Source organism: Alphaproteobacteria bacterium LSUCC0396, from assembly GCA_041228345.1.
In the GTDB taxonomy this organism is placed as follows: Bacteria; Pseudomonadota; Alphaproteobacteria; order Puniceispirillales; family Puniceispirillaceae; genus UBA3439.
Genome location: CP166131.1, coordinates 378,635 through 404,770 on the forward strand (window position 1 = coordinate 378,635; position 26,136 = coordinate 404,770).

Sequence of the window (26,136 nt, forward strand, 5' to 3'; positions counted from 1 at the left end):
GCCGGCTTGAACTAGGCAGCCACCCAGTCATCTGGATTAATATCAAGACAGGCTTCAACCGCCGCTGTGGCGATAACGGATCGTGTATTATGCACATCGTCAACGACATCTAGCCCGCCTTTAACCACCGTGACAATGGCGTTGCCACGAGGCAGCTTACCCGCGACAATCGCCGCATCAACCTTGGATGGCTCCTGTACCGCAATGGTGACCCGCACTTCCATATCAGCATGGTCATAGCCCAGCGAGCGAAACAGAATCAGCGAGCTGTGATGCAGCGCATCATCAACGGCGCGGCACGCCGCCTTGGTATAATCCTCGCCATAAAGATCATTGCCAGTGCCCATTTCCAGAATAATTCGTTTCATGACGCAGCTCCTGCTGGCTCAAGATCAAGATAGACAACAACTGCCGCATTTGCGATTACCGTTGCCCCACCATCCGGCTTTGGCACATCAAGGCCGCCATGAACAGCACGAACCGATGCCTGCCCATAAGGCAGCAGCGCCGCAACCTTGTCGGTATCGACGGCATCAGGCTTTTGTACGCCAATTTCCACCTCGATAATCATCGCTGAACGATCAAGACCAAACGCATCGGCTATCGATAATGAATTATGCCATAACGCGTTTTCAAGCGCGCGGCAGGCGGCGCGTGTGTAATCCTGCTGTCGGAGCGAACTGCCCATGCCAAGCTCCATCACCATCCGTTTCTTTGCCATGAATGAAAACTTTCCTAATCTAAAAAACACCAGCCCGATAATTGGTATCCGGCACGATTTGCAGTCATTACCCGCATTACCATGCCGCCAAAAACCCTTGCGGGCCGCATCCCTCGTCACCCGTTAGGCCATTAATATGATGTATAATCGGTTGTTTTGGTAAAACCAACCAAAGAAGCATGGGGGCATGATCAATCAAGCCCTAACGCCGCCCTAACATCAGCTGTCCAGCCAATAAAACTGGCACTATCCGTTACGATAACCGGCCGCTTAATCAGGGTTGGATGAGCCTGTAACAAAGCCAGCGCAGGGTGCTGGCGCGCCGCGTCATCAAGGCCGCGCCATGTCGTTGATTTGCGGTTCACCACCACATCATCACCATGCTGATCAAGCCAGTTTCCAAGCTGAGCACTGGTAACTGGATTTGCCCGCAGATCAATAAATTCAACGCTTTTACCCGCAGCTTGCAACGCCTTTAGCGCCTTTTTGCAGCTATCACAATTCTTCAGCCCATATAGTTTCAAAAAACCCGCCTCCCTTAATTACAGCCAGCTTAACAATTGGCTTTGATGCTGCCAATCCGATTTCCAACCAGATTGCCAATCCGAACACTAGACCTTGCAACAGCAAACTGAAACGCGCAAATTAATCTGCCAAATTGATCTGCCAAATAAACCCGTTTGATTGCTGTCAGGAGACAAAGCTGCTTCGCCGATTTCTTTATACCAGTTATGAGCGCCAGATAAACCGCGCCTATCGCAACAGGCTGGCCGATCGCGGTGCGAGCGCTCAAGGCGTTTTCTGGCGGTCGGAAACCAGCCAAATTGCGCGGTTTGATGCGTTGTTATCGCTGGTACATCAACTTGCACCGCAAAAACCGGTCACAATCGCCGATATCGGCTGTGGCTATGGGGCAATGCTTGATTTCATCAAAACCAAACCGGCCTATGCGCAAACAATCTATTGCGGCGTCGATATCAATGCCGCGATGGTAAATGCATGCAAGCAAAAACACCCATCCGAGCAAGCCTTGTTCAAATGTGGAAATGCGCCGCAAACCACGGTTGATTTTGCAATATTTTCGGGCACGTTTAACCTGACCCATTGTGATGATCCAGCGCTATGGATGGATTACATCTTTGACAGCCTCGAACGCTGCATGAAGAAGGCTCGTTATGCGCTTGTGCTGAACTTACTCGTTGCGCCACAGACAAAAATTACCCAGCAAATATTTTATGCCAACCGCGCCGCCTTTATCCGCCGTGCCGAGCAACAGCTTGGCCCTACGCACGCCCAATCAACCAAATATGTGTCCGGTGATGTCAGCTTTGTGATCACGCGGGCTAGCTGACTCTTTGGAGGCCAAATCTTTAGGGCTAAAAATCAATTACCATGCCGTCACAACCGACCGAGCAGCGCCCGTCAAAACCGCGGCTAGTTTCGGCCTGCCAATCGGCATCGCTGCAAATGTCGCGCTCGGGCGGGATAAGATGATGCAGCACCAGATGCCCAACATTGGCTGCACGGGCGGTTCGTCCCGCATCCTCAGCTAGGCTATGCGCCGCAAAAAGATGCTGTTTCAGACGGTCATCCCCGGTTTTTGTTTTCGCTACAACATAGTCTATGCCTTTTGCCAGCATCGCCTCATGCACCAGAACATCGCTGTTTCTGGCAAAATTGGCCAACGCCGGTAGATAGCGCGTATCACCGGAAAATGTGACCGATTTTCCCGCCGCATCAAAGCGAAGCGCATAGGAATCATCAATCGGCGGATGGTCGTTCCGCATCGCCGAGACGCAAAACCCGCCATCGTCAACAATCTTTACCAGATCCGGCGTTTTCGCATCATAAATATTCACCTGAACCAGCGATTTAAGTGGCGGCCTGCCCTCGTCCTTGATACGGATCGCGATATCGAATTCCATCATTTCGCAAAACCGCTGCCAGATCAGCTCAAGACCAGGCGGCCCATGAACCGAGACCTGATGGTCAAGTCCGGCTGTCCACGCCGTATGAAGCAAGCCGCCAAATTCCAGAACATGATCAGAATGATAATGCGTGATAAAGACGTCAGTAAGGCCGGTCAGCGGATAGCCAGCCCTGACCATGCCGGCCGTGACGCCAAGGCCGCAGTCAATAATGATCGACCGGCCTGCGATCGAAAGATGTGATGATGTTGGCAAGAAAGATGCGCCCGGGGCGCGAAGCGATGGGCCGCCCTTTGTGCCAAGTAGAACCAGCCGTGCCATGATCTTTTATATCTGCCCCATAGTACCCGCGCCCATCACCATGATCTCTTCATTACGATCGGGCTCTCTATGACGATCGGGCATGCCCCCCATGAGAATGATGCCCAAGAACGATGTCCAAGAACGATGCCAGAAAATCACTAAAGAACAAACGCTAAAAAAACACCCAAGATGCCCAAAGATTTACCCGTTATTATCCAGCGGTTATAAAGTCGCGGCGGGCTGGGCCATCGGGGCATCATTGGCAAGCGTGCTTCACCCTACCTAGCACGGGCGCGCGCAAGTGCCATGCTTGCTTCAACCGCTGCCATCCCTGCCACAAGCAATAACAGGCTGATTGATCCAAAACCCACGATCATCCAACCTGCAACCAACGGAAACCCAAATATACCGGCAAAATAAGTAAAGGCGAAAAGCTGTAATGTTTGGGCGACTAGTTCGCGCGATGCGTCCCGCGCCGTCATAGCCACCAAAATCGGATAAGACACGCCATAGCCGATGCCAAAAAGCACAGCAAACAGCCAGTAAAGATACCGATCACCAGAAATCAGGCAGAATAAAACAACGCTTCCACACATCACATATTGCAGGAAGGCAATTGTGAAATACGGATTATTCCCGCCGTTAAAGCGCGCCAGTACCAGTCTGAATATCACCACCGTTGCCGTGTAAATGAGGAAATAATCGGCGTAATTAAGCCCACGTTCATCGGCGTAAACCGTCTGAAAATTGCTGACACCCGCAAAAACGCTAGCACCTATAAAAACCATTGTGACCGGCCGCCATGCGGGCGAACGCCAAATAGCCCTTATTGACGCTAGCGTAATCTTGGACTGTTCGGCTGAATTGGTGCTTATTGCGTGATTTTTGACCGGTTTCGCGAGGAAGAAAAACATGATCGCAGACAGCACACAAAGTGCCGACGTCACCAAGAAAGCCGCAGCCACCGTCTGCCCCGCCGCCTCTAACAGCGCGGCAAGGACTGGCGAAAGTCCAAAACCAGCCATAACAGCGATCGAGAGCAATGTGAAAAAACGCACCCTAAATTCATCCGCTACAAGTTCGGTTAGCACAATAGGGCAAAGCGCATAGGCCGTGCCCCAGCCGAACCCAAGCAGCAGACTGGCGGCTAAAATCAAACTGCCAACCGCTGTCGCATTGCCATAAAAAGCCAAAGCAAGCGCGATCGCCAGACACCCAATGGCGAGCATTTTCACCCTGCCGAAAGCATCTGAGAGATGTCCGCAATAATAAACGCTGAACAGCGTCGAAAGAACGGTAAACATCAGCATTGTGCCGACCGCCTTTTCATCCGAGCCCAGCCCTTCGAACAGCCGGGGCAGCATAAATGTCAACCCATATGCGCCGGCCTGTAAAAAAACGGCAAGGTAAAAGACCATTAATGTGATGTTACGGCTCACAATTAAGCCTCTCCAAATCGGTTGAAGGCAAGATGGATATCCATTTTACTGGCTTCAAAAGATTTATATTTACAGCCAAAAAACTGGCGCGCAGGTGATGCGACCGCGCCCCAGATCATCCCCGTGACGAAATATCCCATAACGGATCGTGCAGTAACAGCCTAGCTAAGACGGCTAGGCGGTGAATGTCTAATTATTTTGGAAGATAATGGCGGGAGTGACGGGACTCGAACCCGCGGCCTCCGGCGTGACAGGCCGGCGCTCTAACCAACTGAGCTACACCCCCTTGAAACAAGGGCTTGTTGTGGAGCGTTTGTAGCATGGATTTTTTATCGGACAACCCCAAAAATGCGTTTCAACAGGCAAGAAATAAAAAAAACAACGATGCCAGTGCGCCATAGCGCCGAGTTATATCTTTATCAGTAACGTGAAACACGGGAATCAAATAAAAGACACGCCAATGACGCAATCCATCACACGCCAATCGCGCAAGCCATCAGACCCCATCAAAAGGGCGTCTAGATCGTCATTATTTTTCATGGGGCACTAAAACGGGAATGGTGGGTGGTGAGGGGTTCGAACCCCCGACCTACTCGGTGTAAACGAGTTGCTCTCCCAGCTGAGCTAACCACCCTTAACATTCCGGTACCATTGGTCACGCCAATGGCATAGATAACGCCGACCCTTATATCGGGCCGGCGTTAAAAAGGAAAGTCTAAAATTTAGCTATTTACGGCGTCTTTCAGAGGAGCACCAGCTTTGAACTTAGGCTGCTTTGATGCTTTGATCTGAATGGTTTCGCCAGTTCTTGGGTTCCGGCCAGTTGTCGCTGCACGATGCGCAACTGAGAATGTGCCAAAGCCAACGATGCGGACATCGCCGCCTGCCTTTAATGCACCTGCGATGCTGTCAAAAACGCCATCGACGGCGCGGCCAGCGTCAGCTTTCGTGATGCCGGCTGCATCAGCCACCGCAGAAACGAGATCATTCTTATTCATGGGAACCCCCTGTATATAGGTTTCGTTTACAAACTAAATCTTAGTCAAAACCTACACTGAATTCAGACATCGGGCAAAGGATTTTCTCGGAAAAACGGCCAAAAAATGGCTGTTTAAGTTTCAGCATAATATAAAAGCATTAATGCGCGACAATATCAGTTTTACTTTCACTCTTTTCGCCAACTGCAACCGTAGCATCATCACCAACAGCGGTTTCAAGTGCTGCTGGAATCGGTTCACGCACCAGTGCAACCGATAATGCCTGATCAACCATGGCCACCGGCACGATCTTAAGCGCACCCTTGATATTATCTGGGATCTCGGCAAGGTCTTTTTCGTTTTCTTTCGGGATTAATACCGTTTTCAATCCGCCACGTTGTGCCGCTAATAGTTTTTCTTTCAGCCCGCCAATTGGCAAAACGCGACCACGAAGCGTGATCTCGCCAGTCATCGCCACATCACGGCGCACTGCAATGCCGGTAATGGCCGAGATAATTGATGTTGCCATCGCCACACCGGCAGACGGTCCGTCTTTTGGCGTTGCCCCCTCTGGCACATGGACATGGACGTCATGCTTGGCCAGATCAGCAAGATCAATCCCATAGGTTTGCGCGCGTGACTTGATAAAGAATTCAGCTGCCTGAATCGATTCCTTCATCACGTCGCCCAGCTTGCCTGTGGCACTGGCCTTGCCCTTGCCCGGCACCTTCACCGCCTCAATATTCAGCAATTCGCCGCCGACTTCAGTCCAGGCAAGCCCTGTCGTCACACCAATCTGGTCATGATCCTCCATTTCGCCAAAACGGAACCGGCTTACGCCAAGATAATCTTCCAGATTGTCTGGCGTCACCTCGACTGAGGTTTTTTCACCGGCAACAATCGCCGTTACCGTCTTGCGGGCAATTTTGGCAATTTCGCGCTCAAGATTACGCACCCCGGCTTCACGCGTATAGAGCCGGATAATCGCACGGACGGCATCATCAGTGATGGCAATCTCACCAGCTTTCAACCCATGATCATCAAATTGCTTTTTCATCAGGTGACGCTTGGCAATTTCCAGCTTTTCATCTTCGGTGTAGCCTGACAGGCGGATGATTTCCATCCGGTCCATCAGCGGCTGTGGCATATTTAGCGTGTTTGCTGTGGTCACAAACATCACGTTCGAAAGGTCAAAATCGACTTCCATATAATGATCTTGAAACGCATTGTTTTGCGCTGGATCAAGCACTTCAAGAAGGGCCGATGTCGGATCACCGCGCCAGTCAGCACCCAGCTTGTCAACCTCATCAAGCAGGAATAGCGGATTGTTCATGCCAGCTTTTTTCATGCCCTGCAAAACCTTGCCGGGCATTGATCCGATATAGGTACGACGATGCCCACGGATTTCCGCCTCATCGCGAACACCGCCAAGCGCCATGCGCACATATTGCCGGCCAGTTGCCTTGGCGATTGATTTTCCGAGCGAGGTTTTACCGACACCTGGCGGCCCAACAAGACATAAGATTGGCCCCCGCATTGCCTTGGTGCGCTGCTGCACAGCCAAGAATTCGACAATCCGGTCTTTTACCTTTTCCAAACCGTAATGATCTGCATCAAGCACGGCGCGCGCGGCAATAATATCTTTTTTCAGGCGGCTGGCTTTTTTCCACGGCAGCGCGACAATCCAGTCAAGATAGTTGCGAACAACGGTGGCCTCGGCACTCATCGGCCCCATGTTGCGCAATTTCTTCAGCTCGGCATTCGCCTTCTCACGAGCCGGCTTGGGCAATTTCAGCGCGGTAATTTGCGCCTCGATCTCGTCCAGCTCATTCATGCCATCCTCGCCCTCACCAAGCTCTTTCTGGATGGCCTTCATCTGTTCATTTAAGTAATATTCGCGCTGGGTCTTTTCCATCTGCCGCTTGACCCGGTTACGCACCCGCTTTTCAACCTGAAGCGCACCAATTTCGCCTTCCATGACGCCAAAAATCTTTTCCAGACGGTCATGCACGTCAAGTGTCTCAAGCAAATCCTGTTTTTCCGGGATTTTTACCGCCAGATGTGAGGCGATCATATCGGCAATTTTATCAGCGTCTTCAACCTGCTCTACCGCACTCAACACCTCGGTGGCGATTTTCTTGTTCAGCCTAATATATTGTTCAAACTGCTGGACTGTCGCACGGCCAAGCGCAGCCGTATCAGCGCCGCGATCACCAGTTTGCTCAACCAGTTCTGCCTCGACAAACAGATAGCCTTTATCATCGGTCAATGTGTCACGGCGCATGTGCAAACGCTCACCGCCTTCGACCAGCACCTTGACGGCCCCGTCCGGCAGTTTCAACAGCTGCAAGATTGTTCCAAGCGTGCCAGTTGTATAAAGACCATCAGCGTCAGGATCTTCAATACCGGCCTCAGTCTGGGTCGCCAGAATAATCTGCTTGTCCTCAGCCATAACAGCCTCAAGCGCCTTGATCGATTTTTCACGACCGACAAACAGAGGCACGATCATATGTGGAAATACCACAATGTCACGAAGCGGAAGAACGGGAAGCGCAGTTACAGACAATTCAGTCATTGGAACTTACCTTTAATTATATAAACTGGATAGGCCGCGCGATACGCTGCCACTAGCAGATATGGGGCTTGTGTGACCGGCTTTCAACCACCCGAACACACAAACAAACAGGGCAATTAGGCGCCCTGTTCTGCACCTTGCGGGCGTTTTGCATGAACAACCAATGGTGCGGCGCCGTTATCGACAACATCAGCATTGATCACCACCTCTTCAATATCCCCTGTTGTGGGGATATCAAACATAGGCTCCATAAGGATGTTTTCCATGATGGAGCGTAATCCGCGCGCACCCGTCTTGCGCTCAATCGCCTTAGTGGCGACGGCTTTTAGGGCATCTTCACGGAATTCAAGGCGGACATCATCCATTTCAAACAGCTTTTGATATTGTTTCAAAAGTGCATTTTTTGGCTCGGTCAAAATTTGAATCAGTGCGTCCTCATCAAGATCCTCCAGCGTTGCCACCACCGGCAGACGCCCGACAAATTCAGGGATCAGGCCAAATTTAATCAAATCTTCAGGCTCAAGATCGGCAAGAAGCTCACCGATTTTGCGGTCATCAGGATCGCGCACATCAGCACCAAAGCCAATGCCTGCGCCGGTATGGCGACCTGCAATCAACTTATCAAGACCGGCAAAGGCCCCCCCGCAAATAAACAGGATATTGGTCGTATCGACCTGCAAAAACTCTTGTTGCGGGTGCTTGCGCCCCCCTTGCGGCGGCACTGACGCGACAGTCCCTTCCATAATCTTCAACAAGGCCTGCTGCACACCTTCGCCCGACACGTCGCGGGTGATTGACGGGTTGTCTGATTTGCGCGAAATCTTGTCAACCTCGTCAATATAGACAATGCCGCGCTGCGCACGCTCGACATTATAATCGGCAGCCTGCAGCAGCTTTAGAATGATATTTTCCACGTCCTCGCCCACATAACCGGCCTCGGTCAATGTGGTGGCATCGGCCATAGTAAAGGGCACATCAAGCATCCGCGCCATGGTCTGAGCCAACAGCGTCTTGCCACAACCGGTTGGGCCGACAAGCAGGATATTTGATTTTGAAATCTCGACATCACCAGTGCGGCCATCATTTGCCAGACGCTTGTAATGGTTGTGAACGGCCACTGCCAGCACCCGCTTTGCGCGTGCCTGACCGATTACATATTCATCCAAAACATTTTTGATATCAGACGGGGTTGGCACGCCATCATGGCTTTTTGACAATTGTGTCTTGTGCTCTTCGCGGATGATGTCCATGCACAGCTCAACGCATTCATCGCAGATGAATACAGTCGGGCCAGCAATCAGTTTGCGCACCTCATGCTGGCTCTTTCCGCAAAAAGAACAGAACAAGGTTCCTTTTTCAGCATCATCTTTTTTTGCCATTTTACGGCTCCTGCGCTTGATCTTTTGGCCAGCATTACCGCCAGCCAGTGAAATGATTGCGGCCCCAGTCTAGAGCGCGACCATGATTAGTTACAAACAAATTCTGTGCCAAAGCCTAAAACAACGCCGCTGCAAGCATCAGCGTCGATGGCTTAGCTATCTGATTTCGGTGCTGGCCGCTTTTCGACTACCTGGTCAATAAGCCCAAAATTCTTTGCATCTTCGGCAGTCATGAAGGTGTCACGATCCATAATTTTTTCAATTTGCTTGATTGTCTTGCCGGAATGTTTTTCATAAATCCCGTTCAAACGTTGGCGCAAATCAAGGATTTCCTTGGCATGAATTTCGATATCTGTTGCCTGTCCCTGAAACCCGCCAGATGGCTGGTGAGTCATGATACGCGCATTGGGTAGGCTGAAGCGCTTGCCGGCCGCGCCAGCGGTCAGCAACAATGATCCCATGGATGCGGCCTGCCCCATACATACAGTCGACACCTCCGGCCGGATATATTCCATTGTGTCGTAAATCGCCAAACCAGACGTTACAATGCCGCCGGGCGAATTAATATACATCGAAATATCCTTGGTTGGATTTTCCGATTCCAAAAACAGCAATTGCGAGCAAACCAGTGAGGCGACACCATCGTCAATCGGGCCGTTCAGGAAAATAATCCGTTCTTTTAACAGGCGCGAGAAAATATCATAAGCACGCTCCCCGCGATTGGTTTGTTCAACCACCATCGGCACAAGATTGGCCTGCACCGGGTCGCTAATACGGTCTTGCACGCTGAAGGGAAAATTTCCGATACTTTGGCTCATTCACTGTCTCCTAGGACATCTTGCAAGACCGCAATTTGCAGCCCGTTTTTCTTTTTACAACGCAGTCACATCAACCCGGTGCCACCAAGCCCCCGCCACGGCGTTACGCCGCCGCAGATCGCCTTGCATCTAATATATGGGCATCGGCAAAAGCGGTTCAAGCAAAACCTCAATAAACCGCGGCCGATTTCAAGATTTTTAAGCGATAAAGCCAGCCTGCTTGCCGTCCGGCTAGCCTTCAGTGCTATCCAATTGCCCCGCAAATCATTAATCAATCGCGGCATAGCAGCATCAGACCAAAAAGGGCCGCCAAATCTGGCAGCCCTTATTTTTTAAGACCTGACGTTTTAAGACCTAACGTTTTGGTTGCTAACGTCTTCGGGTTTAACGTCTTTGGCGGTTACTTCTTTGCAGCGGCTTTCTTAGCTGCTGGCTTTTTCGCCGCGGCTTTTTTGGCTGCTGGCTTTTTCGTCGCTGCCGCCTCTTCCGGCTCTTTATAGAGCGTTTCAGCGTCGATTGTGACCTCGGTCACCTTGGCCATTTCCAAAACAAAATCAATGACTTTATCTTCAAAGATAGGGCCAGCGATTTGCTGCATTGCCTGTGGATTTTTTTGGAAATATTCCAAAACCATCTGTTCTTGCCCCGGGAAGCGGCGCGCTTCTTCAAAAACGGCGCGGCGTGTATCTTCTTCGGTGACTTCGATGTTGTTTTCACGGCCAATCTCGGTCACCAGCAGGCCAAGACGCACACGACGGATGGCAACGGTTTCAGCCTCTGCCTTGGCGTCGTCATCCATGCCTTCATCAGCGGCCGGATGATCATGCTCATGGTCGTGATCATGGTCGTGGTCGTGGTCGTGATCATGGTCGTGATCGGCAGCCTTCGGGTTCATCGCCCGCGCAACTGACTCATATTCCTGCTTAAACAGTGATGGCGGCACCTCAAAGGCTTCACCTTCAGCCAGCGCATCAAGAACGTTCTTCTTCACCAATTGACGGAGCGCCGTTTGGTGCTGGCCGTTTATCTGCTCGGCAATCGCGTTTTTCAAACCATCAAGGTTTTCAAAGCCAAGACGTGTCGCCAACGCATCGTCAATGCTGGCATCGGCTTTTTCCTGAAGTTCGTTGATCTTGACCTCAAAAACAGCCAATTTACCGGCCAGATGAGGTGCTTGATACTCCTCGGGGAATGTCACGGGAACATCAATTGTTGTACCCGGCTTCGCGCCAACCAACCCGTCTTCAAAGCCCGGGATAAAGCTGTTTGAGCCAAGTTCAAGCGAGTGACCCTCAGCCGAACCGCCCTCAAAGGCTTCGCCATCGATGCGGCCAATGAAATCGATAATCGCTACATCGCCCAATTTGGCGGCACGCGCCTTTGAAATCGGGGCAGTTGGACGATTTTCATCGGCGATCCGTGCCAATGTCTCTTCAACCTCTTTTGGGTCGCTGTCGATCTTGGGCTTGTCGATGCTCAATTTACCAAGGTCCGGCATCGCGATCGCTGGCATTACCTCACACGCAAGTGACGCCTCAAGGTCTTTGCCCTCATCATATAATTTGATGTCCAGCTGCGGCTGGCTGGCAAGACGAAGATCATTGCCTTCTACTGCCTGTCGTGCGGCCTCATCCAGCGCTGCCTTGATGGCATCGCCACGAACCTGGTCGCTAAACCGTGATTTGACAACTGACATCGGCACTTTACCCGGGCGGAACCCCGGCATTTTCACCGTTGTCGCGATCTCTTCCAGCTTTTTGGAAACTTCGGCGTCAATCTCGGCTGCAGTGATTATGATTTGATATTCACGCAACAGGCCTTCTGATTTGGTCTCAGAAACATTCATCGAACCATCTATCCTTTATCTTGCCATGACCGGGTTTCCGGCCGTTTCGTGATATGGCAGCACGGCCATATCGGTTTTTACAGACCAGCATTAACATCAGCAAACCAATTGCCGTGACCGATCTCACTAATTTTTTTCGGGGCTGCAGGTGATGCCGCCCAGCCCTTGACCGTTTACCGCACATGCGGCTGAACATTCGGTTCCGTCAGATGGTGCGGGCGGAGGGACTCGAACCCCCACGACTTTCGCCACTGGTACCTAAAACCAGCGCGTCTACCAATTCCGCCACGCCCGCACTTCGTCATCTGCTTCACTATGCTCGGCGTCCCTTTTTCCGCACCAAAGCGCGGCCAGAGACCCCAGTTTTCCCCATCAATTGTCAGGAGAAATGGGGCGAGTGACCGGTTTTGAACCGGCGACCTCCAGTGCCACAAACTGGCGCTCTAACCAACTGAGCTACACCCGCCATCAGCAACGCGGCCGAACTCCCGTCTAATGAGGAACTGCCGACCCGAAACTGGACGCGAACATAATCCAAGCCTTGTCAGCATGCAAGGGGGTTTTACAGCTCTTTTTTCGGCGAAAATAAACGGCTTTCGCGCGGTTTCGTCACGCGTGGCAAGCCAACCCGCATCACAGATCAGGCAGTTGGTGGCCGTCCGGGCTTGAACACACCGGTCGCACTCGCAACCAGCCGTTCATCCGGCGCGACAATCTCGCCCTCGGCGAAAAACAGCGATCGGCCAGCACCAGTACGCCGCGCCCTTGCCGTTGCAAACCCATCATCCAGCCGCAACGCCGACACATATTGCGTTGTCAAAGACAGCGTCAGCCCCGGATACAGACCATCTGGCTCGGGCCGAAAGCTGCCGCACATCGCCAATGCCACATCAAGCATACTGGCATAAAGCCCGCCATGCACCAGCCCAAGCGGGTTTAGATGATCGGCGCTAAGATCAACCCGTAACGACGCCATGCCATCTTGCCACTCTAGGATCATGATACCATTCACCCGGTTAAACCCGCCCGAACGGTTCAGCGCATTGATGCGCTGGTCTTTATGCATGCCTATCATTGTTTGGCTCATCTCGCTGGGGTTGGCGCATCGGTTTGCTCAGTTTTGGGTCATTTAGTAGTGCTTTTCCGGCAGTGGTGCTTTTCCGGTAATGGTGCTTATCCGGCATTTGGCTCTGCTATTGGGAAATCACGGCCAAGGGCAAAAAATTCGGCGTTAGGGCGCATCGAGGTCAGGCTAGCCATGCGGTTTGACAGGGCAAACAAGCCGGTAATCGCGGCAATATCCCAAATATCATCATCGCTGAACCCATGCTGGTAAAGCATGGTGAAATCATCTTCATCGATATCTTGTGACCGGTTGCACGTCTTAATGGCAAAATCCAGCATGGCCTTTTGCCGATCAGTGATATTGGCTTTTTTATAGTTCGTTGCAATTTCGTCGGCAATTACTGCCGATTTTTCATAGATTCGCAGAATTGCACCATGCGCCACCACACAATAAAGACAATTATTTTCTGCCGAGGTCGCCACGACAATCATCTCGCGTTCACCCTTAGTAAGGCCGGATGCACGCCGCATCAGCGCCTCATGATAGGCCCAAAACGCGCGCAATTCATCGGGCCGGTGCGCCAATACCCAAAACACGTTTGGAACAAATCCCGCCTTTTCCGAGACATCATGAAATAATTGTTGAAGATCGGCCGGTAAATCTGCCAGATCCGGCACTGGAAAACGGCTGATCGCATCTAATGTCATATTGTCCTCGTTTGATAAGGCGCCTACCGATAGGGCCGATCGCTCATTCATTTACGGTTACCATATCTTTGTCTTTTCCCGACGGCAACTATGCCTAATTTTTAGGCATTATGCTTACACGAAGTGCAGATTTGTCAAAATATGCGCCGGAGCCACAGGTGGGCCGCCAGCGCCACTTGCCACCTTGCGCGGCAAACCTCAATAAGGCGTCATCTTTCATGTAGCCGCAGGTCGGCCGGCTTGTCGTACCGCAAGCGAAGCAATTGAGCGCTTCGCCCTCCATTGATAAGCCCAAACAGAAAAGTGACAGGTTATGAAAAAGATTGAAGCGATTATCAAACCGTTCAAATTGGATGAAGTGAAAGAAGCACTCCACGAAGTTGGCATTCAGGGCATCACCGTTCTTGAAGCCAAGGGATTTGGCCGGCAAAAGGGCCATACCGAGCTTTACCGCGGTGCTGAATATGTTGTCGATTTCCTGCCAAAAGTAAAAATCGAAGTTGTGATTGATGATGCTATGACTGACAGAGTGGTTGAGGCAATCCAGAACGCGGCACAAACAGGTCGGATTGGCGACGGAAAAATCTTCATCTCGACGATTGATGAAGCAATTCGCATTCGCACTGGTGAAAGGGGTAAAGACGCAGTTTAACCAACCGTAGGCCCATGAATTGAGTGGCCAAACTCAACCAGACCATGACTTCTTTGATTACGTAACTGCATAGACAAAACGGAAGGATACTTAACCATGTCTGACGCAAAAAAAATCCTTGAAATGATTAAAGAGCACGATATCACGTATGTCGACTTGCGCTTCACTGACCCGCGCGGAAAAATGCAGCATGTCACGCAGCACATCGACACCATCGATGAAGATGCGTTGAACGAAGGCTTTATGTTTGACGGCTCATCTATCGCCGGCTGGAAAGCCATCAACGAGTCAGACATGACTTTGATGCCTGATCTATACCGCGCCTACGTGGACCCATTCTTCGCTCAACCGACATTGGCTCTTTTCTGTGACGTTTTGGAGCCATCAAGTGGTGAGGCTTATGACCGTGACCCCAGAGGAACTGCTAAAGCAGCTTTGACGTACCTGGAAACTACTGGTATTGGAGACACAGCATTCTTTGGCCCTGAAGCGGAGTTCTTCATTTTCGAAGATGTCAAAATCGACGTGTCAATGAATCGTGGCCTTTACTCGGTCGACAGCGTTGAGGGCCCATATAACAGTGCTCGTAAGTATGACGAAGGGAATCTTGGTCACCGCCCCGGCGTAAAAGGTGGTTATTTTCCTGTGCCACCAATTGACTCAGGACAGGACATCCGGTCTGAGATGCTATCAGTAATGGCCGACATGGGTGTGCCCGTTGAAAAGCATCACCATGAGGTTGCGCCATCTCAGCACGAGCTAGGCATGAAGTTTGGCACGCTTTTAGAAACCGCCGATAACATGCAACTTTACAAATATGCAGTGCAACAAGTAGCTCACGCGTACGGCGTCAGTGCGACATTTATGCCAAAGCCAATTTCCGGCGATAACGGATCAGGCATGCATGTCCATCAATCTATCTGGGCTGATGGTAAACCGCTATTTGCCGGCAATCAATACGCGGATCTGTCCGAGAATGCCCTTTTTTATATCGGTGGCATCATCAAGCATGCCAAGTCGCTGAATGCGTTCACCAACCCTTCAACCAATAGCTATAAGCGGTTAATCCCGGGTTATGAGGCCCCCGTTCTACTGGCCTACTCATCACGAAACCGGTCAGCATCATGCCGTATACCTCATGTGAATTCACCGAACGGCAAGCGTGTTGAAGTCCGTTTCCCAGATGCGACAGCGAACCCATATCTGGCATTCTCAGCCATGCTGATGGCTGGCCTTGACGGTATCCTAAACAAAATTCATCCTGGCGACGCAATGGACAAAGATCTTTATGACCTTCCACCAGAGGAACTGTCGCAAATCCCAACTGTTTGCGGCTCCCTTCGTGAGGCACTTGATGCGTTAAATGATGATCGATCGTATCTCACTCAAGGTAACGTCTTCACTGATGATCAGATTGATGCCTACATAGCCTTGAAAATGGAGGACGTCATTCGCCTAGAACATACACCAGCACCTGTGGAATTTGATATGTACTACTCATATTAAACGATTGGGCAATAGACTGAGGAAAAGGCGGGGCGTTGCCCCGCCTTTTTTAATGCCCGACGATTAACGGCAACGCCCATCGCCAGCCAATCGCAGCAGACCAATAACAATTTATTGGCATCAATCACAATATATTGGCGTTTACACACCAGATCATTGCTAGATACGGTAGACAGACGCTATCCTACGCCGATATAGTGACGGCGCGCCGCATCCTGCCAGGCGCCGCTTTTAAACCGATGAGTAACTGATGGCTGATCTTTTTGGCAATGCTGCAAAAACTGATGATTATGATGCATCCAACATTGAGGTGTTGGAGGGATTAGAGCCGGTTCGCCATCGTCCCGGAATGTATATTGGCGGCACCGATGATCGTGCGCTGCATCATCTTGCCGCAGAAATTCTGGACAATTCAATGGATGAAGCGGTTGCCGGTCATGCAAACCGTATTGATATTCATCTCGAAAGCGCTGACCGTCTGACCATCCGTGATAACGGCCGCGGTATGCCAACTGGAAAGCACCCAAAATTTCCTGATCAGTCGGCGGTGGAAGTCATTATGACAACGCTGCATGCCGGCGGTAAATTTTCTGGCAAAGCCTATGCCACATCGGGCGGGCTTCACGGTGTTGGCGCCTCGGTCGTGAACGCGCTGTCCAGTGATCTGGTGGTCGAGATTGCGCGTGATAAAATCTTGCATCAACAGCGATTTTCTCGGGGCAAGCCGCTTGGCCCGCTGGTTGAAATTGGCACCGCCCCAAACCGACGTGGTACCTCGGTCAGCTTTACCCCTGATCCTGAAATTTTTGGCGCTGGCGCAAAATTCCGGCCGGCGACATTATACCGTATGGCACGTTCCAAGGCCTATCTTTTTGCTGGCGTTGAAATCCGCTGGCGCTGTGATCCGGCCTTGCTTGGCAATGATGATGCTGTTCCCGGTGAGGCTAGCCTGCATTACCCGGGCGGGCTTGCTGATTATCTGAATGATGCAACAGCTGATAAAGCACTGATGATTTCGGCGCCTTTTGCCGAGGTGGCCGAACTTGACGGACAGAAATTTGAATGGGCGATCACATGGCTTGGTCCCGGTGAAGACGGATTTTTCCATAGCTATTGTAACACTGTGCCAACGCCATCTGGCGGCACGCATGAAACCGGCTTTCGTCAGGCGGTTGTCCGTGGTCTGCGCAATTTTGGCGATTTGACCGGCAATAAAAAAGCCGCTGATATTACCGCCGATGACGCGCTGGCAGGTGGTGCCATCATGCTGTCAGTGTTTTTGCGCGATCCACAGTTTCAGGGGCAAACAAAGGACCGGCTGGTCTCAAATGATGCAACACGGCAAACCGAACAGGCGGTTCGTGACAGGTTTGACCAATGGCTATCAGCAGATGCCGGGCGTGCCACATTCCTGCTTGAGGCGGCCATTGACCGCGCGGATGAACGCAAACGCCGCAAGAAAGAAAAGGAAGTCGCCCGTAAATCAGCGACCAGACGGTTACGGCTGCCCGGGAAACTGGCCGATTGTTCATCAAGCGACAGTGAATTAACCGAATTATTTCTGGTCGAGGGTGACTCGGCGGGTGGATCAGCAAAACAGGCGCGTGACCGGAAAATTCAGGCGGTCTTGCCTCTGCGGGGGAAAATCCTCAATGTCGCCAGTGCGTCAACTGAAAAGCTAAGCGGTAATCAGGAATTATCAGACCTGTCGCTTGCGCTTGGGGTAAAGCCGGGCAAGGATTTCAAGCTGGATGATTTGCGCTATGGCCGGATCATCATCATGACCGACGCCGATGTTGATGGGGCGCATATTGCCGCGCTGTTAATGACCTATTTCTACCGGGAAATGCCGCAGCTTGTTGAATCGGGACGTCTTTATCTGGCACAGCCGCCGCTATACAGGCTTACGCAAGGCGGCAAAACCGTTTACGCGCTTGATGAAGACCAGCGTGAAAAAAGCCTGAAAACCGCCTTTGACGGGCGCGGCAAGGTCGAAATCAGCCGCTTTAAGGGCCTAGGCGAGATGCCACCGGCGCAATTGAAAGAAACAACGATGAACCCTGCCAGCCGCCGCCTTTTGCAGGTATCACTGCCCCAGCGCGACTCTGTTGGCGCAGATTTGCGGCGTCACACCGATCAGCTGGTTAATACATTGATGGGCAAAAAGGCCGAATTACGCTTTGGTTACATTCGCGATCACGCCGAAGATGCGCTGGCCAATCTTGATGTTTAGCATTGTAGAAGGTTTAAGGCTTTGATCCGTCCGCAGACTGCAATCCGGATAATTGGCGGTGGCTTGGTGCTGCAGGGGCTGTTGTTTTATGGCTTTGCCACGCCATTGACGATCCAGATATTTCCGGGTGCAAGTGACGAGGCCGTTCATGTCGGCATGATTATGCGGCGCGGGCTTGCAGCAATGTCTTTTTTGGCCGGTCTGGTGATTTTTTTGGTTCGCGATGAAAGTGACCGCATCACCAAACGTGTTCTTTTTGGCTGCGGCATTGGGTTTGCCGCGATAACCCTGTCGATGGTCAAAATCATTGCCGATAAAGGTGCCTCTATCCCGCCACCAGCAATCACGCTTTACGGGTTGGTTGCGATCGTTGCGCTTTATCTGGCACTGCGCAAACAGCGTTAGACAACAGCCCTTTCAAACAAGGCCTCAAGCGCATTGCCCACCGCTTCGGGGGCTTCCATTGATGATAGATGCCCGACCCCGTCAAGCAGGCATAACTCGGCCTCGGCCGCTAGCCCGGCCATCTCAACCGACAATGCTGGCGGCGTCAGAATATCAAGCGTTCCGCATAACACCAAAAGCGGCGCGCTAAAGCTGGTTAGCGTGTCATGCTGCGCCCGCCGCCCCATAATGGCGGTTTGCTGCTGCACGAAACCTACCCGCCCGATATCGGCCGCCATCGCCAGAACATCGGCAACCAGCGCGTCATCCCTGATTGCAGCCGGTGATAACAGCCGCGGCATCAGATGGCGGGTAACGCCCTGAAAGCCTTTATGCTGGGCAAGGGCAATCGCGTGCTGGCGCTGTGCCTTACTGGCCTCGCTATCATCCTGACAATTGGTGCTTAGCAATGCCATGCCGGCCATGCGTTGCGGTGCAAGCCGTGCCATCTCCAACGCCACATACCCGCCCATTGAAAGGCCAACAGGCACAAGCGGCCCATCACATAGCCCAAGCGCAGCTCTGGCCATATCATGGATCGTATCATGGGACATAGTATCCGCAATCAGCCCGGGATCCGGCAGCATATTGCGCTGTTTGGCAAACAATAATTCGGTGCAAAGCAGGCCGGGAATAAAAATTGGCGTGAAAGGTAACATGTCAGGCTCGTTGCGGTAAGCGAATGAAAGATTGACCTATGCGGCAATCATCTGTATCACCAGCAACGTTGAAAGCCCATGAAAACCTATCAAATTGATTGGTAAAATCTCCGGATGTGGCGCCCAGACGTTTCTAGTCAATATCAATAAGGACATAATCCTTGAAATTTTCAGATCTTGGCCTCAGTGACGAGCTAAGCCGCGCCGTGGCAGATTTAGGCTACACCAGCCCAACACCAATTCAGGAAAAATCCATTCCCGTCGTTCTGATGGGGCGAGATATTCTTGGCTCTGCACAAACGGGTACTGGCAAAACCGCGTCATTCACCTTGCCGATGATTGATATTCTAGCGTCGGGCCGTGCCAAGGCGCGCCTGCCTCGGTCACTGATCCTCGCACCAACCCGCGAGCTAGCTGCGCAGGTAGCTGAATCATTCGAAAAATTTAGCTCATACCACAAATTAAGCATGGCCCTGCTCATCGGCGGCGTCAGCTTTACTGACCAGAACACCGCGTTAAGCAAAGGTGTGGACGTGTTGATTGCAACGCCGGGCCGACTGCTTGACCATTTTGAGCGTGGCAAAGTGCTGTTGAACGACGTCAAAATTCTCGTGATCGACGAAGCCGACCGGATGCTCGATATGGGCTTTATCCCTGACGTTGAGCGGATCGCCGGTCTATTACCGCGGATGCGCCAGACGCTGTTTTTCTCGGCAACATTGTCGGATGATATTCAAAAACTCGGCGCAAAATTCGTGATGAACCCAAAAATCATCGAAGTCGCCCCACCGGCGTCAACAGCCGATACCGTTGCCCAGCATTTGATCTGGACGGATGTGAAAAAGAAACGGCAGGTTCTGCGCGATATTCTGCGTCATGAATCAGTAAAAAATGCAGTGATCTTTTGCAATCGCAAACGCGATATCGCAGAGTTGATCAAATCGCTAACACGGCATGGATTTTCCGCCGTTGCCCTGCATGGCGACATGACCCAATCAGCCCGGCTTGAGGCCCTGCAACGGTTCAAAGATGGCGACGTGCCATTGATGATCGCCTCGGATGTGGCGGCGCGCGGTCTTGATATTGCCGGCCTTAGCCATGTTTTCAATTTTGACGTACCAAGCCATGCCGAGGATTATGTCCACCGGATTGGCCGCACCGGACGCGCCGGTAATTCTGGACGCGCCTTTACCATCGCCGCCAGCAAAGATGATGTGAAGTATATTGGCTTTATCGAGAAATTGATTGGCAAACCAGTCCCGAAAATTACCGTCGTCGACGGCAAAGTTGTTGAGGATGATGGGGCAATATCAGCCAAAACAGGCGATAACAAAGGCGATAACAAGGGCGATATTGCTAGCAACGATAGCTCTGACGCCCCCCAAACAGCAATTGATGGTGCCAAAGCCGCGCCAAAGCGCCGGTCGCGCAATGGACGGGCGGAAAAATCGACTGATAAATCGACTGAAAAAACAGCCGAAAAATCGACTGAAAAAACAGCTGAAAAATCGACCGAAAAAACAGCTGAAAAATCAATCAAAGGCGCCAAAGACGCGTCGAAATCAGCCAAATCTGCACAGGATAAAAAGCCGGTTACAGGTAAAAACCGCAATCGGGACGATGAATTACCATCACCGCCAGATTGTTCGGGAAACACGCTGGTTGAAACCGGCCATGTGCCGGCCTTTTTGCGGCGCTGAGTTTATCTCTCGTCTATGCGGGTGACGGCAGGTCGGCCAGCGCCTTGTCAACAACCTCACGAAGATCATTTGACTGCGCCTGTTTCTGCACCTTTTGCAGAACCGCACCCATTTTTGCCCGCCGTTCGGGCGCATAATGCGCCATCCGCGTTAACGGCAACGCCATCCGCGCCGCAAGCTGGGCATTGCGGGCGTCGATCTCGATAAGGCAATCACCGATAAAATCAAAACCAGACCCGTCCTCGGCATAGAAACGCAGCGGATTACCGGACATAAACGCCCCCAGAACCGCTCGTAATTTATTCGGATTATTCGGATCAAAGGCGGGATGCGTCATCAATTCGCCAAGCCGCTCAACCGTTCCTGATATGCTGGACATTGCCTCCATCATGAACCATTTTTCCATGACAAGTGGGCTGTCTTGCCAGCGATCATGAAACACCTGCAACGCGGCCGTGCGCGCCTTGTGATCACAATTGTTCAGTGCGGCAAGTGCGCCTTGTGACAAGGTCATGTTTTCGTCATGCACCTGTGCCGATGCCAGCTTGATCGCAGCCTCATCGCCAGCCGCAACACCAAACGCCAGCAGACGGTTCAACAAAGCCCGCCCCCCCGCAGTAGCGGCAAGATTTCTAGCGTTTTGAGCGCCAAGCCCAGCCGTGATCTGCGGCGCCAATAGCCGCCCCAGCCCAGCCTCAACCGCGCGGCGCGCAGTAAACAGAGCCACCGGATCAGCAGGCTGCATCCGGCTTTCCAGAACCGAGATAGCTGGCAAGGTTAACAGGCCGGATTTGAACATATCCAGCAAATCAGGATCAGCAAGGCTGTTTGCATAAGCCTTCGCCAGCGCCGTAATTGCCGCCTCATCAACAAGGTGGGCAGGGTCATTAGCCACCGCAAGAATAAGGTCGGCAAGCAGCGTTTGCGCCGCATCCCAGCGATTGAACATATCCGCATCAAAAGCCATCAGATGCAAGCGTTCAGCCGATGACAAATCATCATTTAGAATAACCGGCGCGGAAAAATTACGCAGCAGGCTTGGCACAACCGGCGAAGCGGTTGCCGGATAGAGCGGCTGTAGATGCGCCGCTTCGCTGATCAGGATAACCTGCTCGTCGCTTAAGGGGCCATCGGGGGCAAGGCGAAATGGAACGATCTCGCCAGCGTCACCAACCAGCCCGATACGCACCGGAATCGGCAATGGCAAGCGGGGCGTCTTTGCCATGGTGTCCGGGATCGTTTGGGTAAACTCAATCGCGAGTTCGGTATCATGGGCGCTAGCAACCCTGCGGGCCGTAAGTCCGGGGGTTCCGGCTTGTGAATACCAGCCAGAAAATACCGTCAGATCAACCGAATTTGCATCAGCAAGCGCAGCGATAAAATCATCACAAGTAACCGCGTCTCCGTCATGCCGTTCAAAATAAAGATCGGTTCCACGCCGGAATCCGTCCTTGCCAAGATAGCCTGCAAGCATCCGGATAACTTCAGCGCCCTTTTCATAGACGGTTGCAGTGTAGAAATTATTTATCTCACGGTAACTCTCTGGCCGGATCGGATGCGCGGTTGGGCTGCGATCCTCGGGGAATTGCGCTGCACGCAACATCGACACATCATCTGCGCGTTGCAGGCCAGCATCATGCATATCCGCCGAAAAACACTGGTCCCGGAATACCGTCAGCCCCTCTTTCAAGGTCAGCTGAAACCAATCGCGGCAGGTCACGCGATTACCGGTCCAATTATGAAAATATTCATGCGCTATAATCGATTCAACACGATGTAAATCGGTATCGGTTGCGGTTTCTGGGTCAGCAAGAACAAATTTGCTGTTAAAGATATTCAACCCCTTATTTTCCATCGCGCCCATATTGAAATGGCTAACAGCTACGATCTGGAACAGGTCAAGATCATATTCAAGACCATAAACCTCCTCATCCCAACGCATCGAGCGCTTGAGCGAATCCATCGCATGATGAGTAAGGTCAAGATTGCCCTTTTCAACATAGATATGAAGATCAACCCGCCGCCCCGACATGGTGACGAAATGATCAATTGCGCAATCCAGATCACCAGCCACGGCAGCAAACAGATAGCTGGGCTTTGGGTGCGGGTCATGCCAGATCGCAAAATGCCGACCATTGCCGCAATCGCCAGTTTCAACAAGATTGCCATTCGACAGCAATTGCGGATAGCGCTGCGCCGCCTCCAGCCGAACAGTAAAGATGCTCATAACGTCGGGGCGATCCGGATAAAACCCGATCCGGCGGAACCCCTCAGGCTCGCACTGGGTGCAATACATGCCGCCAGAAAGGTACAGTCCTTCCAATGCGGTATTGGTTTCGGGGTGGCACTCGGCAATCGTCTCAATGACGCAATTCCTGTCAATGCCATCAATGTAAAGGCCGGTTTGATCCAGCCGATACGCATCTTTGGCAAGCGGCTTGCCATCAATCGTCACAGTATGAAGCGTTAAATCGCGGCCATCAAGCTGCAACGTTTGCCCGCCAGTAACCGCAGGATTGGGCGTAATTTGCAATTTGGTCGTGACCATTGTTTCTTGGTCATGAATATCGATATTCAGATCAACATTTGTCACCAGAAAGGCTGGCGGCGTATAGTCTTCGCGGCGTTTCAGCATGGGCGTTAGTTTGAGTCGCGCGACGTTGTATAGGCTTCTTGGCAATGTGTCAGGCAATAGGGCTTGCCCGGAACAATCACATCACCGCAAAATACAAAACCGTTTTTCTTTGGATCGCCGGTCGGCCAACAGCATTTACTGCGCGACCATTCAAGCTGGCGTAACTCAAGGCGCAACGGCAGATTTTCAACCGGTTCAGGCACAACAACCTTTGGCTTTTCAACCTTTGGCCGGCTGATTGGTGATGGGCGCTTGGGCAGCCCCATCCGATGCGCCTTACCCGCAATCGCATTACGCGAAACGCCAAGAGCCTCGCCAATTTGCGAAATGGACAGGCCTTGTGACCACAGCTCTTTTAGCTTTTCAAGGCGGTCATCAGTCCAAACATTTGCGGTATCAGTCATTCACATCCTCGTTTTCAACAACCATGCCATCGTTGGTTGCCCAGTTATAGCTGTCTGATCCGGCGAACTCAATGACCGAATCGGTGATTGGCTATAGCGCGCCAATAAATTTCCCTATCAGGTCGATCTGGTAATCCAGCATATGCCGCCCATAGTGCACCTTATGTCCAGCCATTTTTGCCGCTGCCAGCCATCGTGTTTCGGCTGGCACCATGATAATATCGGCAATCACCGTTTCCGATCGCACCGCATCCAATGCCAACGGCAAATCATCATCAGGCTTCAGGCCAAGGCTGGTGCCATTAATGATCATATCAGCATCCACGCCGTTACAATCAGCAAGCGGCATCGCAACCACCGCGGTAAAGCCAGTTTTTTCACCTAGCAACCGCGCCAGATTTTCGGCCTTTTCAACACTCCGGTTTGCGATAATCAATTTGCCAATTTTTGCCTCGGTCAATGCCGCCGCAATCGCCCGTGCAGCCCCGCCAGCACCAATTAGTAGAATTGTTCGACCAGCCAGCTGATACCCATTGCCAATACAGCCGGCCACAAATCCGGCGCCATCAAAATTATCACCATGCATCAGGCCATCAGCATCAAAGCGAACCGCGTTGACCGCGCCGGTTAACTGCGCCGCCGTGCCCAGCGTATCGCATAAATCAGCCAGCGGCATTTTATGCGGAATTGTCACCGCCAGCCCGCCAAAATTAGGCATCGCACGCAACCCGTCAATCACCCTAGCTAGCCGATCTGGCGGCGCCTCAATCGGTACCATGATATGCGGCAAACCAGCCGCGGCAAAGCGCGGGTTAAACACCATTGGCGCCCGGACATGATCAACCGGATGCGCAATAACGCCAAAGATGCGCGTCGTGCCCTCAACCCATGGCATATCATCTGGCAATTTATGTTCCGGTGGCAAAGACATTAGCCCTGTTCCCATTGCATAAGCGCCGTGGCACGGCGCTTGTCTTGAACCCACGCTAAGGGCTCATCATCAACCGGCCAATCAACCGGCCACTAAATTGACGTCAAGCTATGCGCGCTATTGATGAAATGCAAGTCATGCCTGCCTTAATCCTAGCAAATCTTGGCCATATTTAGGCCAAGCTATGACCCCGAAATAAGCATTAGCACGCCTATTTTTGGCCTCTATTCACCATGATTATATGCTGGTGACACCGGCATTGGCTGGGGCATCACCCACAGTCTTGGCGGGTGCCGGTGTCAACATGGACATCTCCATCAATGACAATTCTATGACAAAACACGGCCAAAGGAACATCTTTATGAAACAGCGTTATTTTCCCTACATCATTGGCGCCAGCTTGCTTATCTCTGGCAGTATTATCACCGGACTTGCCAATGCCGATATCGAAACGTCTGCGCACAAACGCGCCAAGGTTATGGCAAAGAAACTCGATACGAATAATGATGGTCTGATCACGCTTGATGAGCTGACCAGCCGTCAGGACCGGCGCTTTCAGCATCTCGACCGCGACAGGAATGGCACCCTCGACAAGTCCGAGTTCAACGCCCGTATGATCGCGATGTTTAACCGCATGGATATGAATGGCGATGGCGCCTTGGATGACAATGAAATGTCACAGATAAAACAGCACCATCATGGCAAAATGAACGGCAAGACGGGCCAGCATAACAGCTAAGCCGGCACCCGGTCTTTACCATCTAACGGCCCATCTAACGGCCCAGCTACCGGCCTTGGCGTACCGCTAATCGCTAGTGTCATCAATAAAATCGAGTGACGCAGAATTAATGCAATAGCGAAGGCCGGTTGGTTGTGGGCCATCGGGGAACACATGGCCCAGATGCGCATCACAGCGATCACAATGCACCTCGGTGCGGCGCATAAAAAAGCTTTCATCTACGGTTTTGCCGATATTAGCCTCGTCAATTGGCGCGTAAAAACTAGGCCAGCCTGATCTTGAGTCAAATTTCGTATCGGATGAAAATAGCGGCGTTCCACAACAAATACAGTGATAGCTGCCCGCCTCATAATGCTTGTCAAGACGCCCGCTAAACGCTCTTTCGGTAGCATGATTACGGGTAACCTGATATTGCTCCTCGGTCAGCTGCGCGCGCCACTCATCATCTGTTTTGACGATTTTTTCACTCATATT

General features: G+C 51.9%; 24 protein-coding genes and 4 tRNA genes. 7 read left to right on the forward strand and 21 right to left on the reverse strand.

What is annotated here, in order from left to right:
- Window positions 1-11: 11 nt before the first annotated feature.
- From AB8881_01885 to AB8881_01895, 3 genes are all read right to left on the reverse strand, one after another.
- On the reverse strand, window positions 12-368 hold the full coding sequence (locus AB8881_01885; protein XDZ63661.1) for a Lin0512 family protein: 357 nt from the start codon (window positions 366-368) through the stop codon (window positions 12-14).
- On the reverse strand, window positions 365-721 hold the full coding sequence (locus AB8881_01890; GenBank protein ID XDZ63662.1) for a Lin0512 family protein: 357 nt from the start codon (window positions 719-721) through the stop codon (window positions 365-367). The genes AB8881_01885 and AB8881_01890 overlap by 4 nt, the downstream gene beginning before the upstream one ends.
- A 191-nt stretch (window positions 722-912) precedes the next feature.
- Entirely contained in the window at window positions 913-1,245 is a 333-nt protein-coding gene (locus tag AB8881_01895) for an arsenate reductase family protein (GenBank protein ID XDZ63663.1), read from the reverse strand.
- A 134-nt stretch (window positions 1,246-1,379) separates the two neighbouring features.
- Between AB8881_01895 and AB8881_01900 the strand changes: the two genes are divergently transcribed.
- On the forward strand, window positions 1,380-2,072 hold the full coding sequence (locus AB8881_01900) for a class I SAM-dependent methyltransferase (GenBank protein ID XDZ63664.1): 693 nt from the start codon (window positions 1,380-1,382) through the stop codon (window positions 2,070-2,072).
- A gap of 25 nt (window positions 2,073-2,097) precedes the next feature.
- Here AB8881_01900 and AB8881_01905 read toward each other — a convergent pair whose 3' ends face one another.
- The 13 genes from AB8881_01905 to AB8881_01965 all read right to left on the reverse strand — a co-directional run bounded on the left by AB8881_01905 (window position 2,098) and on the right by AB8881_01965 (window position 13,759).
- Window positions 2,098-2,970, reverse strand: coding sequence for an MBL fold metallo-hydrolase (locus AB8881_01905; GenBank protein ID XDZ63665.1), 873 nt, complete (start codon window positions 2,968-2,970; stop codon window positions 2,098-2,100).
- A gap of 260 nt (window positions 2,971-3,230) precedes the next feature.
- Window positions 3,231-4,391 carry an MFS transporter gene (locus tag AB8881_01910; protein ID XDZ63666.1) on the reverse strand — a complete coding sequence of 387 codons (1,161 nt, stop codon included), beginning with the start codon at window positions 4,389-4,391 and terminating at the stop codon, window positions 3,231-3,233.
- A gap of 209 nt (window positions 4,392-4,600) precedes the next feature.
- Window positions 4,601-4,677, reverse strand: a tRNA-Asp gene (locus tag AB8881_01915).
- 272 nt (window positions 4,678-4,949) lie between these two features.
- Window positions 4,950-5,025 (reverse strand) — tRNA-Val (locus tag AB8881_01920).
- A gap of 88 nt (window positions 5,026-5,113) precedes the next feature.
- Window positions 5,114-5,389: an HU family DNA-binding protein gene (locus tag AB8881_01925; GenBank protein ID XDZ63667.1), complete on the reverse strand. Its 276-nt coding sequence runs from the start codon at window positions 5,387-5,389 to the stop codon at window positions 5,114-5,116.
- 139 nt (window positions 5,390-5,528) lie between these two features.
- Window positions 5,529-7,943, reverse strand: a complete 2,415-nt coding sequence (gene lon, locus AB8881_01930; protein ID XDZ63668.1) for an endopeptidase La — start codon at window positions 7,941-7,943, stop codon at window positions 5,529-5,531.
- 116 nt (window positions 7,944-8,059) lie between these two features.
- Window positions 8,060-9,322 carry an ATP-dependent Clp protease ATP-binding subunit ClpX gene (clpX, locus tag AB8881_01935; GenBank protein ID XDZ63669.1) on the reverse strand — a complete coding sequence of 421 codons (1,263 nt, stop codon included), beginning with the start codon at window positions 9,320-9,322 and terminating at the stop codon, window positions 8,060-8,062.
- Window positions 9,323-9,474: 152 nt separating this feature from the next.
- Window positions 9,475-10,140 (reverse strand): ATP-dependent Clp endopeptidase proteolytic subunit ClpP, encoded by a 666-nt coding sequence (gene clpP / locus AB8881_01940; protein XDZ63670.1) that lies wholly within the window; start codon window positions 10,138-10,140, stop codon window positions 9,475-9,477.
- Window positions 10,141-10,540: 400 nt separating this feature from the next.
- On the reverse strand, window positions 10,541-11,986 hold the full coding sequence (gene tig, locus AB8881_01945; GenBank protein ID XDZ63671.1) for a trigger factor: 1,446 nt from the start codon (window positions 11,984-11,986) through the stop codon (window positions 10,541-10,543).
- 210 nt (window positions 11,987-12,196) lie between these two features.
- Window positions 12,197-12,281: transfer RNA gene (locus tag AB8881_01950), tRNA-Leu, on the reverse strand.
- A 94-nt stretch (window positions 12,282-12,375) separates the two neighbouring features.
- Window positions 12,376-12,452, reverse strand: a tRNA-His gene (locus AB8881_01955).
- A gap of 174 nt (window positions 12,453-12,626) precedes the next feature.
- Window positions 12,627-13,061 carry a PaaI family thioesterase gene (locus tag AB8881_01960; GenBank protein ID XDZ63672.1) on the reverse strand — a complete coding sequence of 145 codons (435 nt, stop codon included), beginning with the start codon at window positions 13,059-13,061 and terminating at the stop codon, window positions 12,627-12,629.
- Between the two features lie 98 nt (window positions 13,062-13,159).
- On the reverse strand, window positions 13,160-13,759 hold the full coding sequence (locus AB8881_01965; protein ID XDZ64491.1) for a peroxidase-related enzyme: 600 nt from the start codon (window positions 13,757-13,759) through the stop codon (window positions 13,160-13,162).
- 313 nt (window positions 13,760-14,072) lie between these two features.
- On the opposite strand from AB8881_01965, the gene AB8881_01970 reads away from it, so the two are divergent.
- The 4 genes from AB8881_01970 to AB8881_01985 all read left to right on the forward strand — a co-directional run bounded on the left by AB8881_01970 (window position 14,073) and on the right by AB8881_01985 (window position 18,555).
- Window positions 14,073-14,411: a P-II family nitrogen regulator gene (locus AB8881_01970; GenBank protein XDZ63673.1), complete on the forward strand. Its 339-nt coding sequence runs from the start codon at window positions 14,073-14,075 to the stop codon at window positions 14,409-14,411.
- Window positions 14,412-14,507: 96 nt separating this feature from the next.
- A complete protein-coding gene (glnA, locus tag AB8881_01975) occupies window positions 14,508-15,917 on the forward strand; it encodes a type I glutamate--ammonia ligase (GenBank protein ID XDZ63674.1) in 1,410 nt (469 codons plus the stop codon).
- Between the two features lie 250 nt (window positions 15,918-16,167).
- The gene (gene parE, locus AB8881_01980; GenBank protein XDZ63675.1) at window positions 16,168-18,150 is read left to right on the forward strand and encodes a DNA topoisomerase IV subunit B; all 1,983 of its coding nucleotides are present in this window, start codon (window positions 16,168-16,170) and stop codon (window positions 18,148-18,150) included.
- A 21-nt stretch (window positions 18,151-18,171) separates the two neighbouring features.
- Entirely contained in the window at window positions 18,172-18,555 is a 384-nt protein-coding gene (locus tag AB8881_01985) for a hypothetical protein (protein XDZ63676.1), read from the forward strand.
- Here the strand turns inward: AB8881_01985 and AB8881_01990 are convergent.
- Window positions 18,552-19,253, reverse strand: a complete 702-nt coding sequence (locus tag AB8881_01990; GenBank protein XDZ63677.1) for an alpha/beta fold hydrolase — start codon at window positions 19,251-19,253, stop codon at window positions 18,552-18,554. The genes AB8881_01985 and AB8881_01990 overlap by 4 nt on opposite strands.
- 161 nt (window positions 19,254-19,414) lie before the next feature.
- Here AB8881_01990 and AB8881_01995 point away from each other — a divergent pair, with 161 nt between their 5' ends.
- A complete protein-coding gene (locus AB8881_01995; protein XDZ63678.1) occupies window positions 19,415-20,953 on the forward strand; it encodes a DEAD/DEAH box helicase in 1,539 nt (512 codons plus the stop codon).
- Between the two features lie 13 nt (window positions 20,954-20,966).
- Here AB8881_01995 and pepN read toward each other — a convergent pair whose 3' ends face one another.
- The 3 genes from pepN to AB8881_02010 form a co-directional block, all read right to left on the reverse strand.
- Complete coding sequence (pepN, locus tag AB8881_02000; protein ID XDZ63679.1) at window positions 20,967-23,588, reverse strand: aminopeptidase N; 2,622 nt, start codon at window positions 23,586-23,588, stop codon at window positions 20,967-20,969.
- A gap of 5 nt (window positions 23,589-23,593) precedes the next feature.
- Window positions 23,594-23,992: a GcrA family cell cycle regulator gene (locus tag AB8881_02005; protein ID XDZ63680.1), complete on the reverse strand. Its 399-nt coding sequence runs from the start codon at window positions 23,990-23,992 to the stop codon at window positions 23,594-23,596.
- Window positions 23,993-24,083: 91 nt separating this feature from the next.
- On the reverse strand, window positions 24,084-24,938 hold the full coding sequence (locus AB8881_02010; protein ID XDZ63681.1) for a shikimate dehydrogenase: 855 nt from the start codon (window positions 24,936-24,938) through the stop codon (window positions 24,084-24,086).
- 346 nt (window positions 24,939-25,284) lie between these two features.
- Between AB8881_02010 and AB8881_02015 the strand changes: the two genes are divergently transcribed.
- Window positions 25,285-25,662 carry an EF-hand domain-containing protein gene (locus tag AB8881_02015; protein ID XDZ63682.1) on the forward strand — a complete coding sequence of 126 codons (378 nt, stop codon included), beginning with the start codon at window positions 25,285-25,287 and terminating at the stop codon, window positions 25,660-25,662.
- 66 nt (window positions 25,663-25,728) lie between these two features.
- On the opposite strand, the gene msrB is transcribed toward AB8881_02015, so the two are convergent.
- On the reverse strand, window positions 25,729-26,133 hold the full coding sequence (msrB, locus tag AB8881_02020; GenBank protein ID XDZ63683.1) for a peptide-methionine (R)-S-oxide reductase MsrB: 405 nt from the start codon (window positions 26,131-26,133) through the stop codon (window positions 25,729-25,731).
- Between the last annotated feature and the right edge of the window lie 3 nt (window positions 26,134-26,136).

Bases quoted from the DNA above. Each gene is read 5' to 3' on its own strand.
- parE (XDZ63675.1), top strand. From the start codon at position 16,168: ATGGCTGATCTTTTTGGCAATGCTGCAAAAACTGATGATTATGATGCA.
- lon (XDZ63668.1), bottom strand. From the start codon at position 7,943: ATGACTGAATTGTCTGTAACTGCGCTTCCCGTTCTTCCGCTTCGTGAC.
- tig (XDZ63671.1), bottom strand. From the start codon at position 11,986: ATGAATGTTTCTGAGACCAAATCAGAAGGCCTGTTGCGTGAATATCAA.
- clpX (XDZ63669.1), bottom strand. From the start codon at position 9,322: ATGGCAAAAAAAGATGATGCTGAAAAAGGAACCTTGTTCTGTTCTTTT.
- clpP (XDZ63670.1), bottom strand. From the start codon at position 10,140: ATGAGCCAAAGTATCGGAAATTTTCCCTTCAGCGTGCAAGACCGTATT.
- pepN (XDZ63679.1), bottom strand. From the start codon at position 23,588: ATGCTGAAACGCCGCGAAGACTATACGCCGCCAGCCTTTCTGGTGACA.
- AB8881_01970 (XDZ63673.1), top strand. From the start codon at position 14,073: ATGAAAAAGATTGAAGCGATTATCAAACCGTTCAAATTGGATGAAGTG.
- AB8881_02005 (XDZ63680.1), bottom strand. From the start codon at position 23,992: ATGACTGATACCGCAAATGTTTGGACTGATGACCGCCTTGAAAAGCTA.
- AB8881_01990 (XDZ63677.1), bottom strand. From the start codon at position 19,253: ATGTTACCTTTCACGCCAATTTTTATTCCCGGCCTGCTTTGCACCGAA.
- AB8881_02015 (XDZ63682.1), top strand. From the start codon at position 25,285: ATGAAACAGCGTTATTTTCCCTACATCATTGGCGCCAGCTTGCTTATC.
- AB8881_01905 (XDZ63665.1), bottom strand. From the start codon at position 2,970: ATGGCACGGCTGGTTCTACTTGGCACAAAGGGCGGCCCATCGCTTCGC.
- AB8881_01960 (XDZ63672.1), bottom strand. From the start codon at position 13,061: ATGATAGGCATGCATAAAGACCAGCGCATCAATGCGCTGAACCGTTCG.
- AB8881_01885 (XDZ63661.1), bottom strand. From the start codon at position 368: ATGAAACGAATTATTCTGGAAATGGGCACTGGCAATGATCTTTATGGC.
- glnA (XDZ63674.1), top strand. From the start codon at position 14,508: ATGTCTGACGCAAAAAAAATCCTTGAAATGATTAAAGAGCACGATATC.
- AB8881_02010 (XDZ63681.1), bottom strand. From the start codon at position 24,938: ATGGGAACAGGGCTAATGTCTTTGCCACCGGAACATAAATTGCCAGAT.
- AB8881_01925 (XDZ63667.1), bottom strand. From the start codon at position 5,389: ATGAATAAGAATGATCTCGTTTCTGCGGTGGCTGATGCAGCCGGCATC.
- AB8881_01890 (XDZ63662.1), bottom strand. From the start codon at position 721: ATGGCAAAGAAACGGATGGTGATGGAGCTTGGCATGGGCAGTTCGCTC.
- msrB (XDZ63683.1), bottom strand. From the start codon at position 26,133: ATGAGTGAAAAAATCGTCAAAACAGATGATGAGTGGCGCGCGCAGCTG.
- AB8881_01965 (XDZ64491.1), bottom strand. From the start codon at position 13,759: ATGACATTAGATGCGATCAGCCGTTTTCCAGTGCCGGATCTGGCAGAT.